The organism is Paenirhodobacter populi, from assembly GCF_004022215.1.
GTDB lineage: Bacteria > Pseudomonadota > Alphaproteobacteria > Rhodobacterales > Rhodobacteraceae > Rhodobacter > Rhodobacter populi.
Map to the genome: position 1 here is coordinate 1 of NZ_SAUZ01000002.1, position 17,634 is coordinate 17,634.

The window sequence follows — 17,634 nt, forward strand, 5'->3', positions numbered from 1 at the left end:
CATACAGACATCTGACGACGACTGGCCCGGACGGGCCAGTGCGCCATGCCACGCGCCGGCTACGTGGAAAACGCGCGCGCCATGGCGCACATCCTCACCAACTGGCCTGGTTTTGCTCCGCCGCCGTTGCCGACTTTTGCGCCGCCGTTGACACTTGTGCCGCCCTTCACTTTGGAATATATTAAACAATTTCAGCATGTTGCACTGCCCGCAATCTTGCGGCGCGTTTCCGTTGCACAAATCACCTGACAGCTGTGTCCTTAGCTGCAAATGGTAGGCCTCATGCCTGTCTGTCGATGAACACCGTGACGCTGCCGGCCGGACCGCTCCACCTCACCCCACAAGCTCGGGCCGCTCTGGCCAGAGTGATCCGGCGACGGCCCTTCGCATAGCAGCCGCAAATCCGCATCGTTGTCGATATGGCGGTCGAAGGGCCAAGCGGCGTGATCTTGCGGGCACATCGCAGATACCGCGCCACGGTGGCGCTGGCTGGCCTGCGACTGTTACCCATGACGAACAGGCTCGATATATCGCCCGAATGCGGCGACAATTTCCGTGTCATCTCTCCCGAACCGGTCGGCGGGCGGGCCGCGGAAATCGACGTGGGCGCGGGTTAGCCAATAGCAGAGCCGAAGGTTGCTGATGCGGGCCGGCTTGTCCTTCAGGATGGCGCCGATCACATCGAAAACACGGCCATTTCTCACGTCGAACTGGAACAGCGGCAACCTGATTTCGCCATTTTTCACAACTGTTACGATGACATCGTCCCGGGCCAAAGCCTGCATGGCACCTTCCGGGTCATCCGTTTCGATGCGCAACAGCACGCATGCCTGCGACGCATTGATCAGGTCGATTCTGGCCAGGAGGCGCGCCTCGACGCTGGATTTGTCGGTGGAGTTTTCCGGTGTCATCCTATTTCTCCCTGGGAACGGCGCGGTTCCGCGTCTCATCGAAGCTGAATCCGGCCGGCAGCGTGACCTCCCTGACGGAAAGATAGCCGCCGATGCATTCGTAAGCGTTCTCAGACGACCACGGGCTGCTTAGCTTGACGGCCTGAAGTTCCATGGGAGGAGATCGTCTAGTCGCCAAGGCTCTGTCTTTGGCCTCCTGGAGAGGAGGTCGGACAAAACGCGAAGCCGGGCCTGATATGGTCCGGAAGGGCATATCGGAACCGACATCCCGCCAAGCTGCGTTGTCAGCCTGAACTTCGGCGCGTCGGCTATTCCTTCGAATAGCTACCCAAAGCATGGCGGATCTTGCTCGATGAAGGCGATGACAGGTCCGGCCCGGAAGGTGCCGCCCGCACCATGTGTCGTCATTCGTCCTCTTCATCTGGCGGCACATCCGGAACCACCCGGTTCAGGATATGGAGGGCGGCATCGACATTGTCACGTGCGGCGCGGCGGCGCATCAGTTCATGGCCTTCTGCGTCTTTGAGCAGGACCGGAACCTCGGAAAGGCTTCGGATCCGACCTGGGGCCGGCACCGCCATTGACAGCGCCAGATGCAGGGTGGGCATCCCGGCCGCCGCCGCGCCCCGAATATCGGAACCGAGGCTGTCGCCAATCATGAGAATCCTTGAGGCGGGCAGGCCCAGCCTGGTTCGCAGCACCTCGAAGAATTCGCGCTCCCGCTTCAGCGCCCGCATATCCGGATCGCAGGAGAAACAGGTGACGTCGACCCGATCGCCCAGCAGCCGTTCCACGGCCGGAACATAGGCCGGAGCCAGATTGCTGGCCAGCGCCAGTCGGAACCCGGTTGCTCGCAGGCGACGAAGAACATCGGGGGCATCCGGCGCCACCTCGATCGATGCGATTTCGGCATCCAGATCGCGGCCCCATTCCGGTCGGAATTCCACCCCGCAGGCCGCAGCAAACGCCTCGATCGTGGGGATGGGCTCGCGGCGCGGGTCGAGTTTCAGGCTACCGCCTTTTCGGCGCGCTTCGGCCAGCAGCGCTTTCCAGGGATTTCGGGGAGAGCGGATATGCAGGAGCGTGCCGAAGCAGTCGAAGGCCACGGCGCGGATAGCTTTCATCGGCATATCGGGTCTCCCTTGGGAAGGCTCAATTCATATGGTCGCCATGAAGACGGAGACCCGATAAGGTCATCTCCCTGATCAGGAGATATTCCCCAATTGGGGGCGATAACACCGACGCCTATCAAAATCATCACGGCGCACTTCGTGGCTCGACCTGATGCCAATGCGCGTTTACCGGCAAGCGTTCGGCCCGCCGCTCGATCTCCGGCAGCGTGACTGGCCGGAAATCCCAGACATCGACCCCGACATTGACGCTGTTTCGCGACCCCTGCCAGTTCTGATGGACATGGCCGAAAAGCTGCAGACCCTGGTGCCGGGCACCGGGCCAGGTGATCATCGGGTAATGGCAGAGGAACAGCCGCCGGCCATCGACGGTGATGTCCGCCGTCTCCGTCACGCTGCCCCACGGCAGGTCGCAGACCCATGGCTGATCGTGGTTGCCGCAGATCAGGTGCTTTCGGGCGGGAATGGCGTGGAATATAGTCCGGACTTCGCGCCGCTGCGCATCCGTCGCCTTGCCCGCGCTGAAATCCCCCAGAATCCAGAGATCGTCATCTGGCTGAACCCGCGCGCGGCATTCACCCAGAAGACGGGCATTCATCGCGGCAATATTTACGAAAGGACGATCACAGAAGCCAATGATCCTGTCATGGGCGTAGTGCGGATCTGCGGTGAACCAATGCATGTCAGCGCTCATCTTCAGAGGCGGCGATCGCGTTCAGCAACTTGTCATACCAGATGCGCTGGTCGGGGGAGGGTTTCATAGGGGTGTTCCTGCGTGGCAAATGAATAAACACCGCGCCGCTTCACTGCAGCAACGGTCGCTGTTGCATCTGTTCGGCCCGGTCGAGCATGCGCAGCACGGTGCGCAGGGTCGGCAGGCGATCCTGCCGTTCGGCCCATTCCAGCGCGGCCCGGATAGCGTCGATCGCCTCGGGCGAGAGGCCCCGCCGTGCGCCCTCATGGGCCGCAAACCCCAAAAGGTGTGCCAATGTCGGCGAAGCGAGCCGGATCGGCGGGCATCGGCTGAGCAGCGGATCCGGCAGCAGGCGGTAATTGTTCGAGGTCAGCACCCAGATGATCCAGCCCATGTCGAACGGCAGCTCGAAATAGGGGCAGGTCCAGTTCCGGGCGCTGAGCGGCTCGAGCAGCGGCAGCAGCGCCGCGGTCAGATCGAACGACCGGCCCTTGTCGGACTGCGCCGTTCCGGCCTTTTCCACCTCGTCGACCACCACAACCGGGTTCGCCACCCGCTCGGTCAGGATCAGGTTCACAAGCCGCCCCGGCGCCGAATTGCCCCAGCCGCGCTGGCTGCCGACCAGGCCGAAGGAGGCGTTCTCGGTGGTGGCGTCATAGACCATGCCCGGCACGCCGATCAGCGATCCGAGACGCCGGGCCCAGTGGCTCTTGCCGATCCCCGGTGGACCGTCGAGCAGGATCGGCGGCAGCCGCAACCCCGCATCGCCACGCTGGACCGAGCGCCGCATCGCATGCCAGACCACCTCGGTCGCCGGGCCCATCCAAGGGAATTCCGCATGCAGCGCGGCGGCCAATTCATCCGCCCGGTGCTCGTTCGGGACGCCGATCAGAGCGACCCCGTCGCGCAGGGGCATGATCCGTTTCCGGTCCTCGGCCTTCATCCGCGACAGGGGCGATTTCGCGGTCCGGCGCTCAACGATCCTCTCGGCGCGCTCGCGCAGGCGCTTGGTCTTTGAATAAGGTAGATCGATGCTCTCCAGCATCACTTCGTGCCCGGCCTCATCAATGGTGCCATTGGCGTTCAGGGGCGGCTCGATGCCGATCTTCGTGGCAATCAGCCTGACAAGATGCTGGCGCAAGCGCCGCTCGATCACGTCGGCGGAGAGGTTCGGATCCGGAAAGGGGAACAGGGCGAAGGGAATGCGGGTCATGGCGAATCTCCGGACATGAGGGGGCCGTCAGTCGGGGGATCCCGCCTGCGCAAAAGAGTTGGGATCGGGAACGTCAGGCGCCGGTGAAGATCAGGCCGCGCAGCAGGAGGTCTGTCTCCTCGCCTTCGGGCACCTCGTCGGGCGTGCCGAGCGAGACGTTGATGACCGGCACGCCGTGGATCTGGGCGGAGAGCGGCCGATGCGTGTGGCCGAAGAACCAGTAATCGGGCCGGTGCGCGCCAATCCAGTCCTCCAGCTCGGAGGCAAAGGCCGGGCTGAGGCCCGAGAGCGGCCCCGAAACGGTTGCGCTCGGAGCGTGGTGCGTGACGATGACCGTCTGGCCGGGCCAGGGTTTGGTAATCTCCCGGGTCAACCAGTGGAGATGATCGTGGTGGATCGCGGCAGTATCCTCGGGGGTGAGGAGTTCACCGTCTGCCCCGCAGATCCGGGCATAATCCGGCATTGCCATCGCGGCCCGTGCCATGGCCGTCTCGGTGTCGCCCATCAGCGCAAAATCGGTCCAGAGCGTGCAGCACAGAAGGCGCGTGGTGCCGAAGGTCAGGACCTGATTCTGGGCGAAGTTCGCCCCGGCGCCCTCAGTAATCCGAAGCAGCAGCCTGTCGTCGAGCCTGGCGCCATAATAATCGTGATTGCCCGGAATGACCCTGATCCGTTCCGTCGCGACCAGCCGCGTGAGCCGGGCCAGCGCCGGAGACCAGTTCCGGTGCGGATTGTCTGCAAGGTCACCCGCGACGATCAGCGCGTCCAGATCGCGCAGCACCGGAACGATCCCGGCGAACGGATCACGCCCCGCTCGGGCCCAAAGGTCGAGGTGCAGATCGGCGGTGATCAGGATGTTCATTGGTCTCGCGCCTCCGCAGCCAGACGGCGGATCTCGTCCGCGTGGGCAGCCAAGGCTGCGGCCAGAACATCTGGATTCGCCAGCGGGCGGAAACCGAACGGGTCGGGGAACTCCCCTTTATCAGGGGCGAGCGGCCGCCCGAGCCGATACCAGCGGCTGAGCGTTCGCGCCCAGCCCGCCTTGGCGTCGATTCCGAACAGCTGCGACGTGACGATGCCGGTGTCGTGCAGGAGCGGGTGCCCGGTCACGTCGCCGAAGAGCACGATCCGGCCAGTGAACTCCCGCATCGTGATCCAGCGGTCGAGATAGGGGGCGTTGGTCAGGTCAGCGACGGTGGGACCGGCCTCGACCGAGGCGATGACGGGGAGATGGGCGGCGACCAAGTCGCGCAGGTGTTCGGGGAGCATGGCGGATCTCCGATGCGGGTATGAGGCTCCGATCCGGAAAGCGGGGCTTTCCGGGCGGTGTGTTGCGAAGGGTGGCGGACCCCGGATCGGCCAGGCTCGGGGGGTTGCGGCCGGTTCGAGGAGTGATCCGGACGATGCGGAGAGGGGGTGGGGTCGTCAAGGTGGGCGAGTTGCCAGCTCTGGTGGCAGGGTGCTGTGACGGGTCGGCTATGCCGTTTTGGAGGGATTCCGGCAACTTATTGAATCATAATAAGATTTCTGGTTCCTCGCCAAGGGTGGGCGATAACTGCCTTGGAAATGGTCGCCGAAATCCCGAAAATGGGTCTCAACTGGCTGTCGTTTCAAAAAGTCGCAACCGTCCGCCGTTTCGCGCGCAAAACGCCTCGAAATTTGGGGTGCTTTGATACCTATATTTTAAATAACTGATTCTGAATGAAAAAAATGCGCGCTTGGCCCTTGATTTTCACACCCGGATCGCGGAAAAGCCCCCATCTGAATTCCACAACCCTTCAAAGGGCGATCGACAATGAAAACCTATACCGCGAAACCTGCGGAGATCGAAAAGAAGTGGATCCTGATCGACGCCGAGGGCGTCGTTCTGGGCCGCCTCGCTTCGATCGTCGCCATGCGTCTGCGTGGCAAGCACAAACCGACCTTCACGCCGCACATGGACATGGGCGACAACGTGATCATCATCAACGCCGACAAGGTGCAGATGACCGGCACGAAGCGTGAAGACAAGCGCTACTACTGGCACACCGGCCACCCGGGCGGGATCAAGTTCCGCACCGCGCGTCAGGTGCTGGAAGGCAACCACCCCGAGCGTGTGGTGATCAAGGCGGTCGAACGCATGATCTCGCGCAACCGTCTGGGCCGCGAACAGATGTCGAACCTGCGTGTCTACGCCGGTGCCGCGCATCCGCATGAAGCCCAGCAGCCCGAAGTTCTCGACGTCAAGTCGCTGAACAAAAAGAACACCCGGAGCTAATCATGGCCGAAGAACTCAAATCCCTCGACGATCTGAAGTCGGCCGTTGCTGGCACCCCGGCCGCCGTGGTCGAAGACGCCGCCCCGCGTGAGCCGGTGCGTGACGCGCAGGGCCGCGCCTATGCGACCGGCAAGCGCAAGGACGCCGTGGCCCGTGTGTGGGTCAAGGCCGGTTCGGGCAAGATCGTGGTCAACGGCAAGGACATGACGGCCTATTTCGCCCGTCCGGTGCTGCAGCTGATCGTGAACCAGCCGTTCTCGGTCGCCGGTGTCGAAGGCCAGTACGACGTCTACGCCACCGTTGCCGGTGGTGGTCTGTCGGGCCAGGCCGGTGCGGTGAAGCACGGCATCTCGAAGGCGCTGCAACTGCACGAGCCCGCGCTGCGCGCGCCGCTCAAGGCTGCGGGCTTCCTGACCCGCGACTCGCGCGTCGTCGAACGGAAGAAATACGGCAAGGCGAAGGCCCGCCGGTCCTTCCAGTTCTCGAAGCGCTGATCCTTCGGAACAGAACATCGGAAACGCGGTCCTTCGGGGCCGCGTTTTCATTTGGCGGGATGTGATGCGGGCATGAAAAAGGGGCGCGAAACCGCGCCCCTTCATTTTCCGGTGGGGAAGGGCTCACCAGTAGCCCAGAACCTTCCACCACAGCCCGCCGATCACCGCGAAGACCAGCAGCTCGACCAGGCACATCACCAGACCGACGCCCCACCAGCGGCCCATCGAGACATAGCCCGAGCCGAAGATGATCGGCGAGGTCCCCGTCGCGTAATGCGTCAGCGTCATCATGATGCCCGAGGCGGCGACCATCATCAGGATGAAATAGCCCTGATATTCGCCGGGGATCAGCGCCACGCCCACCGTCAGGAAGGCCAGCATCATCGCGCTGATATGCGCCGTGGTGGAGGCAAAGATGTAGTGCGTCAGCGTGAAGACCAGCACCAGCACCGCCGCGATCATCTCCCACCCCATGCCGGAGGAGGCGATGGCCACCTTCATCCCGTCCGAGAACCAGGCGATCACGCCGAGCTTGTTGAGCTGTTCGGCCATCATCACCAGCGCGCCGAACCAGATCAGCGTGTCCCAGGCGCTTTTCTCGCCAAGGGCGTCCTGCCAGGTGATCGTGCCCGTGATGAGCATCGTGAACAGGCCGATCATCGCCACCGCCGTCGGGTCGAGCGTGAAGGCCGGCCCGAAGATCATCGCCGGCACGTTCGCCCAGAGCAGCAGCAGCATGACGAAGGTCAGCAGCATGATGATTTCCTTGGGCGCAAGCGGCCCCATCTGCTGAAGCTCGCCACGGGCGAAGGTCACCGCATCGGGCGTCTTCTTGATGTCGGGCGGCGAGATCAGATAGATCACCAGCGGCATCAGGAACAGCGCGCAGACACCCGGGACCAGCATCGCCACCGCCCAGCTCGTCCAGGTCAGGTGCACCGCGCCGTTCGTCGCCGTGGCGACGAAATTCTGCACCAGCGGGTTCGGCGCCGTCGCCGTCAGGAACATGGCCGAGGTGATCGGGTTGGCGTGGTAGTTCACCAGCGCCAGATAGGTGCCGACCTTCTTTTCCGTGCTCTTCGCGGGATCGGAATCGAAGGCATTGGCGATCGACTTCATGATCGGGTGGATGATCCCGCCGCCGCGCGCCGTGTTCGAGGGCGTCACCGGCGCCAGCAGCAGCTCGCAGAACGCCAGCCCGTAGCCGATGCCGATCGTGCGCTTGCCGAGCGCGGCGATGAACATCATCCCCAGCCGCCGCCCGAGCCCCGTCTTCTTCAGCCCAAGGGAAATCAGGATGGCGACCACGATCAGCCAGATCAGCGGGTTCGACAGGCTGCCGAGCGCATCGGCCACCGCGCCCTTCGACGTGTCCGAGGTCACCTGCGACAGCGAGACGATCACCATCGCCATCAGCGCCATCACCCCGATCGGCATGACCTTGAGGATGATCGCCACGATCGTCGTCAGGAAGATGGCGAGCATCGCCCAGCCGTTGCTCGTCAGCCCCTCGGGAACGGGCAATGCCAGAAGGGTGAACAGCACAATGGTGGTAATGATCGCCGGGACGATGCGGAAGGGAACCGCCTCGTAGATATGTACAAGCAATGATTTTATGCGTTCATCCATCTTTCTGTCCTCGACTGGAGGGAGGGGCGCGCCGCGTCCGTCTCATGGGTCGGCATTTATGCCTTATCGGGCGCGAATGTCATGATGCAGATCAACTTTATCGGCCGCGTGACGAAAGTTGGCGCAGTGTCTCTTTCCGGTTCCACGCGGCTAGGGGCGCGTGCGGGCATCGTCCCTGCGCAGCCGGGCGACGATCTTTTCCAGAACGTGGTGACGTCCGACGGCCTGCGCCGCGCGGTCCTTCTGCGCCGCTGCCGCATCGTCGATCCGATGCTCCTGCACCGCGATCGCCGCCTGCCGCGCGCGCGTCCAGCGGCCGAACCGTTCCGCCGCTAGCGCCACGGCCGGTGCGTCGGTGCCCGCCCGCAACGCCTCGGCGGTCTGGCGCTGCAACGCCTCCCGTTCCCGGGCCAGTTCGCGCCTGCGGGCGTTGAGCCGCGCCAGTTCCGCAAGCTCCAGCTCCCGTTTCATCCGGGCGATGCCGTCCAGCGCCGCCAGCTTGCCATGCCGGGTCAATAGCCCCTCCTTTCGCGCGCGATGCGGCGCATGCGTTCGGCAAAGCGGATCGCCGCCGCGACCGCCTGATAATGTTCGGTGCTGATCTCGTCGCCGATGTCGAGCGCCTTGTGAAGCGCCCGCGCGGTCGGCGGATCGGGATGGATCGGCACGCCCGCCTCGATCGCCGCGGCGCGGATCCGGGCCGCCACCTCGTCGACGCCCTTCGCCACGCAGACCGGCGCGCGCTTCGCCGCGCGGTCCCATTTCAGCGCGACGGCGTAATGGGTCGGGTTGACGATCACCACATCGGCCTTGCCCACCTCGGCGATCATCTGTTTCGAGGCGATCTCCATCCCGCGCTGACGCCGCTGCGCCTTCATGTGCGGATCGCCCTCGGACCGTTTCATGTCGTCCATCAGTTCCTTGCGGCTCATCCGGTTGCGGCGCAGGAATTCCATGCGCTGCCACAGATAATCCGCCGCGCCGATGACCAGCGCCGTGACCACCAGCAACGCGAGGAACTCGACCAGCATCCGCAGCATTTCGGCGATGGCCGGGCGCACCTCCATCGCCTGCGTGCTCAGCACCCTTTGCACATGGGCGGACAGGAAGAGGCCGAGGATGACCGCGATGATGACCAGCTTGACGAAGCTTTTGGCAAATTCGAACAGGCCGGAGCGGCCGAATTTCTGCCCGGCATTCTTGATCGGGTCGATGCGGCTGAGCTGCGGGGCAAGCTTTTCCGGCGCGAAGACCAGCGAGCGTTGCACCGCGACGACGATCAGCACGAAGATCGCCGGGACGAGGAACCACGGCAGGACCGACAGCCCGACCCACAGCAGCGTCGCCCCGTAGACCGGCCCGGCGCCGCGGATGGACTGCCGGTCGAAGGAATTCGCCTGATCCCAGAAGATCATCAGATGCTCCCCGAGGGACAGGAGGCTCCAGCCGCCGCCCGCCACCGCGACGACAAGCAGCGCGGCATAGCCCGCCGCCACGTTGAGATCGGCCGAGCGGACCACATCCCCCTTGCGGCGCGCCTCCTCCAGCTTTTGCGGGGTCGGGTCGAAGGAGCGTTCGGCGGCTTCCTCCTCGCTCATGGCGGGATCCTGAACGGATCGGCGAGGAAAGCGTCGAACGACCCGAGCCAGAGCGCAAGACCGGCGGGTGCCGCGAGCGCGAGCAGGATCAGCCCGCCGAAGGTCAGCGCCGGCGCCCCGACGAAGGCGACCATCAGCTGCGGCATCGCCCGGTTGATGGCGCCGAGCGCGATATTGTAGACCAGCCCGCCCAGCACGAAGGGCATGGCGATCGAGAAGGCCAGCATGAAGGTCTGGCTGACCCCCGCGACCCCCCAGGCCCGCAGGACGTCCGCATCCGGCAGCCGGCCAAGCGGCATGACCTCATAGGAGGCGATCAGCAGCATCGCCACCTTGACATGCAGCCCCATATGCGTCGCCAGCGCGAGCCCCCCCATCAGCAGCATCTGGCCCACGGCAGGCTGCGGCTGCCCCTCGGTCCCGCCGAAAAGCTGGGAGAGCGAGATGGATTGCGCGATCATCATCCCCGCCGTCTGCAGCGCCAGAATGAACAGCCGCAGCATGGTGCCGATCGCCAGACCCACCAGCGCCTCGCCGAAATAGCCGGGGCGGAAGGCGGGGCCGGTGGGCAGTTCCGTGACCGGCAGGCCGCCGAAGACGATCATGGTGAAGGCGAAGGTCAGGAACAGCCTGACCCGCGCCGGCAGGGATTGCTCGCCAAAGCCGGGCAGCAGAGCCATCGCGCCGCCGACCCGCAGGAAGACCGGGAAGATCATCCCCAGATAGGTCTGGATCTGGTTCAGCAGCTCGGCCGCGGTCTCGTTCACGCCGGCACCATCCCGATCATCGCCGGACGCGCATCGGTGCCAAGCTCGTCATAGCTGAGCACCGGCGTCGCGATCCCCTTGGCCTCCAGCACCGTATGCAGGAACCGGCGCCGGCGGGTCGAGGTGATGACGGCGGGGTAGGTGCCGCTTTCGCCCGCTTTCGAGATCCTGTCCGCGACATTGGCGGCGAGGCGGTTGAACTTGTCGGGCGGCAGGGCGACATCCACCTGCCCGCGGTCGCCGGTGACCTGATAGCTGGTGAACGCCTCCTCCCATTCCGGGGCCAGCTGCAGCAGGGGAATGGTGCCGTCGGGGCGGCGCAGGTCGGCGACGAGCTGGAATCCCAGCCTCTGGCGCACATGTTCGCAGATCGCCTCGGGCGTTTGCAGGGGGCGCCCCTCGGCGATCGCCTCGATGATCAGCAGCAGGTTGCGGATCGACACACGTTCGGCCAAGAGCAGCCGCAGCACCGAGAGCAGCAGATCCACGGGCACCTTTTCCGGTACCAGTTCGTCGCGGATGCGGCGGTTCGATTCCGCCCGCGCCGGGTCCGACAGGTTGACCGTTTCATCCAGCAGCCGGCGCAGCGCGCGCAGGGTCATCAGCCGCGGGAAATTGCGTTTGATCACCTCGAGCAGATGGGTGGCCAGCACCTCGGACGGGCTGACGACGGTCGAGCCGGATAGCGACGCCTCCTCCCGGCTCGCCTGCGGCAGCCAGCGGGCGGGGGCGCCGTAGACCGGCTCGCGCACATCCTCGCCATGCGGCAGGATGTCGGCATTGTCGGAAATCAGCGCCAGCACCCGGTCGGGGCGCAGGCTGTCGCGCGCCTGTTCGACGCCCTGGATGCGGATGCGGTAGCTGCCGGGGGGCAGGGTGGCGTCATCGGTCAGGCGGATCTCCGGCAGGATCAGCCCGAAGCTCGCCGCGACATGGTTGCGCATGTTCGAGATACGGGAATCGAGCCCCGTCGCCGGGTCGAGCGCCATCGCCACCAGATCGGGGGCGAATTCGACATGGATATCGTCGACGTCGAGCACATCGCCGATCCGCTTGGCGCGGCTGGCCTCGGGGGTGGCGGTCATCTTCATCGCCTCCAGCCGCCGCGCCTTCAGCGCGCTTTGCCGGATCGCATAGGCCGCGCCGACCAGCACGAGCCCGGCGGTGGCGAAGGGGACGAAGGGCAGGCCGGGGACGATCCCGAACAGCGCCATCAGGATGCCCACGGCGACCAGCGCCGCCGGATAGCGGCCGAACTGCTGCAACAGGTCGATGTCGGCCGAGCTGCGCGCCCCGCCGCGCGACAGCAGGATCGCCGCCGCGATCGAGATGATGACCGCCGGGATCTGCGTCGTCAGCCCGTCGCCCACCGTCAGGATCGCGTAGGTTTCAAAGGCGGAACCGAGGCTCAGCCCGTGCAGCAGCACGCCGACCGCGATGCCCACCACGAGGTTCAGCAGCGTGATGAGCAGCCCCGCCACCGCATCGCCCTTGACGAATTTCGACGCGCCGTCGAGCGAGCCGAAGAACGTCGTTTCCGCCTGTTCGCGTTCGCGCCTCTCGCGCGCCTCGGCATGGTCGATGGCGCCCGCGCTCATGTCGCTGTCGATGGCGAGCTGCTTGCCCGGCATCGCATCCAGCGCGAAGCGCGCGCTGACCTCGGCCATCCGGCCGGCGCCCTTGGTGATGACGACGAAATTGACGATCATGATGACGCCGAAGATCACCAGACCGACCAGCACCGAGCCGCCCATGATGAAATCGGCGAATCCCTCGATGACATGGCCCGCGGCGGAGGTGCCGGTATGCCCCTCGCCGATGATCAGCTTGGTCGAGGAGACGTTGAGCGACAGCCGCAGCATCAGCGAGCCGAGCAGCACCGTCGGGAAGGCCGAGAAATCCAGCGGCCGTTCGATGAACAGCGTGATGGTGAAGATCAGGATCGCCAGCGCGAAAGAGGCGGCGAGCCCGATATCCATCACCCAGGGCGGCACCGGCAGGATCATCATCACGATGATCGCCATCAGCGCCATGGCGAGCAGGATCGTCGGGTGAAAGACCGTCGCGAAGGTCAGGCGCGGCATCATTCGGTCCCTTCGGGGGCGGCGGCGCGCAGCAGCGATCCGGGGGCCGCGCCCGCCGCGCTGCCCGAGCCGGTGAACAGGCTGGCCGGGGCGGGTGACAGGCCGGCTTGCGGCGCGGGGGCATCGTCCGATGTGGGCGGGGCCTCGGCGGGTTCCATTCCGGTGAACAGGCTCGCCCGCGGCGCGACGCCCGAAGGGGGGCGGATCTCGGCCTGACGCAGTAACAGCGGATAGGTGTTTTCGCGCGGCGCGCGGGGCTGCGCCCCGGCGGGCGTCAGCATGGCGACGATATCCGGGATCTCGGGAATGTCGGACCCGGACGGCGTGTCGAAATTCAGGCTGGCGATCGCCGAAAGCGGCGCATCCGCAGCCAAGCGGGTCCGGGTGACGGAGAGCGGGCCGCCGCCGGTATCCTCGGTCATGAAACGCTGACGGAACTGCGCGAACCGCGCGGCATATTTGTCGGCAAAGCTCTTGGTGCGGGAATGATAGGCGCCCGCCGCGTCGTTCCAGTTGCCCGTCTCGGCGTAAAGCTCGGACAGGAAGCGCGCGGCGTACAGCGCATTGGGCAAGGGCTCGAACATCTGGTCGATCGAGGAAAACGCCTCCCCATGCCAGCGATAATTGATCTGGAAACAGCCGATGTCGAAGCTCTGCGCCCCGCGGGCGTTCTCGCGTTGGACATAGGCGCGCGCCTCGGCCAGCGTCTCGAACCAGTGGCCCGCGCCTTCCATGTTCACGGTCCAGGGCCAGGGGCGAAAGCCGCCCGCCGCCTTGCGCCCGGTTTCGGTCAGCGAAATCGCCTTCAGCACCGAAACCGGCACGCCCGAGCGGCGCGCCGCCTCTTCCGCCGCGCGTTCGCAGACCGAGGCGACCATCTCATCATTCGTCCGCGCCTCCGCCATCGGCGACAGCACGAGCGAAAGGATCAGCATGGCGAGCGAACGCCAAAGGGAAGGCATGGGATTCTCCCGCGCGGCACTTCTGTTCCGCGCAGGTTACGGATCGAATCTTTACAAGCGGTAAGTGCCGTCCGGGATCAGGGCAGGGGCAGGGGCCGGATGCGGCGGATATATTCCGCATGCAGCACCGGCGGTGCCACGACGAGCCCGTTCATCTGCGCCGAAGGAGTGTTGAAATGCAAGGGCTTGCCCTTGCGGTCGGTCGCCAGCACCCCGGCGCGTTCGGCGATCAGGCTGGCCGCCGCGATGTCCCATTCCCACGCCCCGCGCAGCGAGATCGTCGCGTCGAACCGCCCCTCGGCCACCAGACACAGCCGGTAGGCCAGCGACGGGCGGAAGCTGCGCCGGTAATCGGGGATCTCGCCCTCCCACTGGCGCGGATCGTCCGACAGGCGCGAGGTCAGCACCGTGCTGCCGTCGATCTGGGTGGTCTGGCTCGGGTGGATCGGGCGGCCGTTCAGCAGCGAATGGCCGTCCGCCACGGCGGTGTAGTTCAGGTTCATCACCGGCAGATAGACCACCGCGGCGATGACATGGCCGTTCTCGGCCACGGCAAGCGCGTGGGAAAAGCTGCCCTCGTCGTTCAGGAAGGCGCGGGTGCCGTCGATCGGGTCGATGATGAAGATGCGCTTCGCCGACAGGCGGGCGGGATCGTCGACGCTTTCCTCGGACAGCCAGCCGTAATCCGGGCGGGCGCCGCGCAGGCGGCTTTCGAGCAGGTCGTTGACCGCCAGATCGGCGACGGACACCGGCCCCGCGCCATCGGCCTTTTCCCACGCACTCGGCGCGTGTTTCCAGTAGCGCAGCGCAACCTCTCCCGCCGCCTCGGCCGCCTCGGACAGCAGCGCCAGCTCTTCCAGATAGTCATTCGCCGGCAAGGGTGAGCCCTTCCAGCAGAAGCGACGGGACGACATGGCTCAGATGCGGGCGGGCGTCGTTGGCGGGGGTGATGCGGGTCAGCATCTCGCGCAGGTTGCCGGCGATGGTGCATTCGTTGACGGGATACAGCGGCACGCCCCCCTCGACCCAGTACCCCGAGGCGCCGCGCGAATAATCCCCGTTCGTCGGGTTGATCGTCGCGCCGATGAAGGAGGTGACCACCAGCCCGGTGCCCATCTCGGCCAGCAACTCGGCCTGACTGCGCAGCCCCTGCGTCAGCGCGATGTTGCCGACACCGGGCGCGGGCGGCGAAGAGGTCCCGCGCGTGGCGTTCCCGGTGCTTTGCAGGCCAAGCTTGCGCGCCGTCGCCAGATCCAGCGTCCAGCCTTGCAGCACGCCATCCTCGACGATGGCGCGGCGGATGGCGGGCAGTCCCTCGGCGTCGAAGGGGCGGGAACCCGAGACACGCGGGCGACGCGGATCCTCGATCAGCGAGATGCCTTTGGGCAGCACCTGTTCCCCCATCGCGTCGCGCAGCCAGGATGCCCCGCGCGCCACCGCCTGACCGTTGATCGCGCCCAGCAGATGGCCGATCAGGCTGCCGGCGATGCGTTCGTCGAACAGCACCGGAAAGGCGCCGGTCTTCGGGCGGCGCGGATTGGCGCGGGCGACGGCGCGTTCGCCGGCCTGCCGGCCGATGTCCTCGGCATCGGGGAGGTCGGCCTGAAAGACGCGCGATTCCGAGGCCCAGTCCCGTTCCATCCCCAGCCCCTCGCCGGAAATGGCGACGACCGAGGTGGAGCGCGAGGTCCGCGCATAGCCGCCCTCAAAACCATTGGTCGCCGCGATATGCACCCGCCGCCCGGACCATGAGGCCGAGGCCGCCTGCACCTGCGCCACGCCGGACACGGCCAGCGCCGCGGCTTCGGCGCGCAGGGCATCCTCCTCCAGCGCGGCGGCCTGCGGTTCCTCGGACGGATCGGCGAGTTCCAGCGCGGCGGCATCCCGGTCCCGCGTCAGTTGGTCCGGGGCGGCAAGGCCGATGAACGGATCCTCGGGCGCGAGCCGCGCCATTGTCACCGCGCGCTCGGCCATTTCGGCGATGGTGCGCGGCGAGATGTCCGAGGCCGAAACGCAGGCCTGCCGCCGCCCGATCAGCACGCGCAGGCCGACCTCGACCCCCTCCGACCGTTCGGCCTGTTCAAGCGCGCCCTGCCGCACGTCGATCGAGACGGCGCGGCCGTCCACGGCGATGGCATCGGCGGCCTCGGCCCCCGCGCGCGTGGCGGCGGACAGAAGCGATCGGGTCAGATCGGACAGGCGGGTATCGGGCATGGGTCTTCCTTGGTGGGGGATCGCCCGAAACCCGGGCGGTCCGCTGGAATCGTCTTAGCGGATCCGCTGGCCATTGGCGAGGATTTCACCGGATGGTCGGAATTCGATCTGCGAGCTGTAGGCATCATCGCCCGAGGGCACCGCGTAAAGGCCAAGCAGCATCCGCGCCAGCATGATCTGATCGCGCTGCACGAGGCCCATTTCCGACAGGCTTTCCAGAAGCTTGACACCTCCGGTCAGCGACAGGTCCACGGTGCCGTCGGGCACCGGCAGGCCCTGCGAATTGTCGAAGCTGAGCGCCCCGGTCCCGGTCAGTTCCGCCCCCGCCGCATTGGCGTGCAGGGTGTTGATGTCCAGCTGGCTGACCTCGACCGGCAGGCCCTGCGCCGGCGCGGCGGGGCCTTGCGCGAACAGATCGACCAGCGGCCGCGCCATGCCGGTCAGGTCCAGCGTCACCGTGGCCGGGTCATGCGGCAGCCGCCCCGCCTGATCGAGGATCTGCCACGCGGTATCCGAAAGCCGCAGATCCGTCAGACCCAGCTTGGCGGTGAAGGGCTGCGGCGTGTCGGATTTCGCCAGCGGCCCCGACAGGTCGAAATTCGTGGAGGCGAGCGTCGCGCTCAGCGGCGCGGGCAACTTGCTACTGGTCATTTCCAGCGTTGTATCGGTGTTGGTGCCCGCGTAGCGCATCGCCTGCGGCGACAACGCCATGTCGAGGCTGCCGCCCGCCGCCCGTGCCCGGATCGTCATCGGCCCCTCGTCGGAGGTCGTCTCGACGGTGAAATCGCTGGCGCCATAGCGCATGTCGGCATCCATCTGCATCCCGGCGGACAAGGCCGCATCCATGTCCGTGGACATCGCGCCACGCGGCAAAAGGTTCCGCCCCGACATGACCAGATCGGCGACCGCGCCGGTCAGGGTGAAGCCATTGTCCGAATCCGCGTCGGCGCCCGAGGCGTCGATCTGCACCGATTTCACGGTGACCTGCGATTGCTGCTGCTGCTGCGCGTCGCCGGTCAGAAGGTGATTGCCGACAATGTCTTGCGCGGTGATCTTCGTCCTGAGCCTCGGGCTCGCATCGGGCGAAAGCTGCGCCGGCGCGCCATCCGCGCCGGGGGTCGGTGCGGGCGGGGTCTCGGTCATTTCCACCGAAACCTCGGGCGAGGTCACGTCATAGCCCAAGTTGTCGGGCGTGCCCGAGACGATCGCCATGCTGTCGCGCTGCTGCCAGACCATGTCCATCGTGACAGGCGTGCCATCCTCGGGGGTGGCGGTGCTCTGGCCGCGCGCCTCGGGGGAGAAGGTCACCTCGACCCGGCCATCGCCGATCTCGCGCAGGCGGATTTCCGGAACGGTCATGTCGAACTGCGCGGAATCGGTGTGGCTCGACAGCGCGACGTCGCGCAGCACCAGCGTGTCGCCCTGCCGGTCCCGCGCCGCGGCGGCGACGGAATACCCCGCGCCGGAATATTGTCTTTGCCAGATGTCCCAGACTTCGTCGGCGGTGACCGCCTGCGCCGCGCCGCCCGCAAGCGCCATCACGATGGCCGCAGCCGCCGCCGGGGTGAACCGCTGTGCCATGGACCGATCTCCTTTTCCGAACAGCGCGCGAATCATCCTTTGGCGGGGGGGAATGGTCAAGGCCCCCGGCCTTCGCGGTTTCTGTCTTCTCGATTTGTTG

General features: G+C 66.1%; 18 protein-coding genes. 3 read left to right on the forward strand and 15 right to left on the reverse strand.

From position 1 onward, the window contains the following. Nucleotides 1-45: 45 nt before the first annotated feature. The gene (locus tag D2T30_RS22985; protein ID WP_164884180.1) at nt 46-249 is read left to right on the forward strand and encodes a hypothetical protein; all 204 of its coding nucleotides are present in this window, start codon (nt 46-48) and stop codon (nt 247-249) included. 254 nt (nt 250-503) lie between these two features. Here the strand turns inward: D2T30_RS22985 and D2T30_RS01690 are convergent, their stop codons facing one another. The 6 genes from D2T30_RS01690 to D2T30_RS01720 form a co-directional block, all read right to left on the reverse strand. After that, nucleotides 504-911, reverse strand: a complete 408-nt coding sequence (locus D2T30_RS01690) for a hypothetical protein (RefSeq protein ID WP_128207389.1) — start codon at nt 909-911, stop codon at nt 504-506. Nucleotides 912-1,315: 404 nt separating this feature from the next. Next, nucleotides 1,316-2,017: an HAD family hydrolase gene (locus D2T30_RS01700; protein ID WP_164884181.1), complete on the reverse strand. Its 702-nt coding sequence runs from the start codon at nt 2,015-2,017 to the stop codon at nt 1,316-1,318. 151 nt (nt 2,018-2,168) lie between these two features. Further along, the gene (locus tag D2T30_RS01705; RefSeq protein WP_128207391.1) at nt 2,169-2,723 is read right to left on the reverse strand and encodes a metallophosphoesterase; all 555 of its coding nucleotides are present in this window, start codon (nt 2,721-2,723) and stop codon (nt 2,169-2,171) included. Between the two features lie 121 nt (nt 2,724-2,844). Continuing rightward, nucleotides 2,845-3,948 (reverse strand): AAA family ATPase, encoded by a 1,104-nt coding sequence (locus D2T30_RS01710; protein WP_128207392.1) that lies wholly within the window; start codon nt 3,946-3,948, stop codon nt 2,845-2,847. Between the two features lie 73 nt (nt 3,949-4,021). After that, nucleotides 4,022-4,810 carry a metallophosphoesterase gene (locus D2T30_RS01715; protein WP_128207393.1) on the reverse strand — a complete coding sequence of 263 codons (789 nt, stop codon included), beginning with the start codon at nt 4,808-4,810 and terminating at the stop codon, nt 4,022-4,024. Then, nucleotides 4,807-5,217, reverse strand: coding sequence for a DUF6634 family protein (locus D2T30_RS01720; RefSeq protein WP_128207394.1), 411 nt, complete (start codon nt 5,215-5,217; stop codon nt 4,807-4,809). Before D2T30_RS01720 ends, D2T30_RS01715 begins: the two co-directional genes overlap by 4 nt. Before the next feature lie 526 nt (nt 5,218-5,743). Here D2T30_RS01720 and rplM point away from each other — a divergent pair. Both rplM and rpsI read left to right on the forward strand, forming a co-directional pair. Beyond that, entirely contained in the window at nt 5,744-6,205 is a 462-nt protein-coding gene (gene rplM, locus D2T30_RS01725) for a 50S ribosomal protein L13 (protein WP_128181214.1), read from the forward strand. Nucleotides 6,206-6,207: 2 nt separating this feature from the next. Then, the gene (gene rpsI / locus D2T30_RS01730) at nt 6,208-6,699 is read left to right on the forward strand and encodes a 30S ribosomal protein S9 (RefSeq protein WP_128207395.1); all 492 of its coding nucleotides are present in this window, start codon (nt 6,208-6,210) and stop codon (nt 6,697-6,699) included. A 123-nt stretch (nt 6,700-6,822) separates the two neighbouring features. Here the strand turns inward: rpsI and D2T30_RS01735 are convergent, their stop codons facing one another. From D2T30_RS01735 to D2T30_RS01775, 9 genes are all read right to left on the reverse strand, one after another. Further along, the gene (locus D2T30_RS01735) at nt 6,823-8,328 is read right to left on the reverse strand and encodes a DASS family sodium-coupled anion symporter (RefSeq protein ID WP_128181210.1); all 1,506 of its coding nucleotides are present in this window, start codon (nt 8,326-8,328) and stop codon (nt 6,823-6,825) included. A 150-nt stretch (nt 8,329-8,478) separates the two neighbouring features. Further along, on the reverse strand, nt 8,479-8,844 hold the full coding sequence (locus D2T30_RS01740) for a hypothetical protein (RefSeq protein ID WP_128207396.1): 366 nt from the start codon (nt 8,842-8,844) through the stop codon (nt 8,479-8,481). Next, nucleotides 8,841-9,926: an EscU/YscU/HrcU family type III secretion system export apparatus switch protein gene (locus D2T30_RS01745; protein WP_128207397.1), complete on the reverse strand. Its 1,086-nt coding sequence runs from the start codon at nt 9,924-9,926 to the stop codon at nt 8,841-8,843. The genes D2T30_RS01740 and D2T30_RS01745 overlap by 4 nt, the downstream gene beginning before the upstream one ends. Then, entirely contained in the window at nt 9,923-10,642 is a 720-nt protein-coding gene (locus tag D2T30_RS01750) for a flagellar biosynthetic protein FliR (RefSeq protein WP_128181271.1), read from the reverse strand. Before D2T30_RS01750 ends, D2T30_RS01745 begins: the two co-directional genes overlap by 4 nt. Before the next feature lie 47 nt (nt 10,643-10,689). Beyond that, nucleotides 10,690-12,777 carry a flagellar biosynthesis protein FlhA gene (gene flhA, locus D2T30_RS01755; RefSeq protein WP_128207583.1) on the reverse strand — a complete coding sequence of 696 codons (2,088 nt, stop codon included), beginning with the start codon at nt 12,775-12,777 and terminating at the stop codon, nt 10,690-10,692. Next, a complete protein-coding gene (locus D2T30_RS01760) occupies nt 12,777-13,739 on the reverse strand; it encodes a transglycosylase SLT domain-containing protein (RefSeq protein WP_128207398.1) in 963 nt (320 codons plus the stop codon). The genes flhA and D2T30_RS01760 overlap by 1 nt, the downstream gene beginning before the upstream one ends. 77 nt (nt 13,740-13,816) lie before the next feature. Then, nucleotides 13,817-14,617, reverse strand: coding sequence for a 3'(2'),5'-bisphosphate nucleotidase CysQ (locus tag D2T30_RS01765; protein ID WP_241560531.1), 801 nt, complete (start codon nt 14,615-14,617; stop codon nt 13,817-13,819). After that, on the reverse strand, nt 14,604-15,953 hold the full coding sequence (locus D2T30_RS01770; RefSeq protein ID WP_128207399.1) for a TldD/PmbA family protein: 1,350 nt from the start codon (nt 15,951-15,953) through the stop codon (nt 14,604-14,606). Before D2T30_RS01770 ends, D2T30_RS01765 begins: the two co-directional genes overlap by 14 nt. 54 nt (nt 15,954-16,007) lie before the next feature. Further along, nucleotides 16,008-17,534: a DUF2125 domain-containing protein gene (locus D2T30_RS01775; RefSeq protein ID WP_128207400.1), complete on the reverse strand. Its 1,527-nt coding sequence runs from the start codon at nt 17,532-17,534 to the stop codon at nt 16,008-16,010. Nucleotides 17,535-17,634: the final 100 nt, after the last annotated feature.

What these genes read in the sequence shown, in the direction of transcription:
- D2T30_RS22985 (WP_164884180.1), top strand. Translation starts at nt 46, where the DNA reads ATGCCACGCGCCGGCTACGTGGAAAACGCGCGCGCCATGGCGCACATC.
- D2T30_RS01690 (WP_128207389.1), bottom strand. Translation starts at nt 911, where the DNA reads ATGACACCGGAAAACTCCACCGACAAATCCAGCGTCGAGGCGCGCCTC.
- D2T30_RS01705 (WP_128207391.1), bottom strand. Translation starts at nt 2,723, where the DNA reads ATGCATTGGTTCACCGCAGATCCGCACTACGCCCATGACAGGATCATT.
- D2T30_RS01710 (WP_128207392.1), bottom strand. Translation starts at nt 3,948, where the DNA reads ATGACCCGCATTCCCTTCGCCCTGTTCCCCTTTCCGGATCCGAACCTC.
- D2T30_RS01715 (WP_128207393.1), bottom strand. Translation starts at nt 4,810, where the DNA reads ATGAACATCCTGATCACCGCCGATCTGCACCTCGACCTTTGGGCCCGA.
- D2T30_RS01720 (WP_128207394.1), bottom strand. Translation starts at nt 5,217, where the DNA reads ATGCTCCCCGAACACCTGCGCGACTTGGTCGCCGCCCATCTCCCCGTC.
- rplM (WP_128181214.1), top strand. Translation starts at nt 5,744, where the DNA reads ATGAAAACCTATACCGCGAAACCTGCGGAGATCGAAAAGAAGTGGATC.
- rpsI (WP_128207395.1), top strand. Translation starts at nt 6,208, where the DNA reads ATGGCCGAAGAACTCAAATCCCTCGACGATCTGAAGTCGGCCGTTGCT.
- D2T30_RS01735 (WP_128181210.1), bottom strand. Translation starts at nt 8,328, where the DNA reads ATGGATGAACGCATAAAATCATTGCTTGTACATATCTACGAGGCGGTT.
- D2T30_RS01745 (WP_128207397.1), bottom strand. Translation starts at nt 9,926, where the DNA reads ATGAGCGAGGAGGAAGCCGCCGAACGCTCCTTCGACCCGACCCCGCAA.
- D2T30_RS01750 (WP_128181271.1), bottom strand. Translation starts at nt 10,642, where the DNA reads ATGATCTTCCCGGTCTTCCTGCGGGTCGGCGGCGCGATGGCTCTGCTG.
- flhA (WP_128207583.1), bottom strand. Translation starts at nt 12,777, where the DNA reads ATGCCGCGCCTGACCTTCGCGACGGTCTTTCACCCGACGATCCTGCTC.
- D2T30_RS01760 (WP_128207398.1), bottom strand. Translation starts at nt 13,739, where the DNA reads ATGCCTTCCCTTTGGCGTTCGCTCGCCATGCTGATCCTTTCGCTCGTG.
- D2T30_RS01770 (WP_128207399.1), bottom strand. Translation starts at nt 15,953, where the DNA reads ATGCCCGATACCCGCCTGTCCGATCTGACCCGATCGCTTCTGTCCGCC.
- D2T30_RS01775 (WP_128207400.1), bottom strand. Translation starts at nt 17,534, where the DNA reads ATGGCACAGCGGTTCACCCCGGCGGCGGCTGCGGCCATCGTGATGGCG.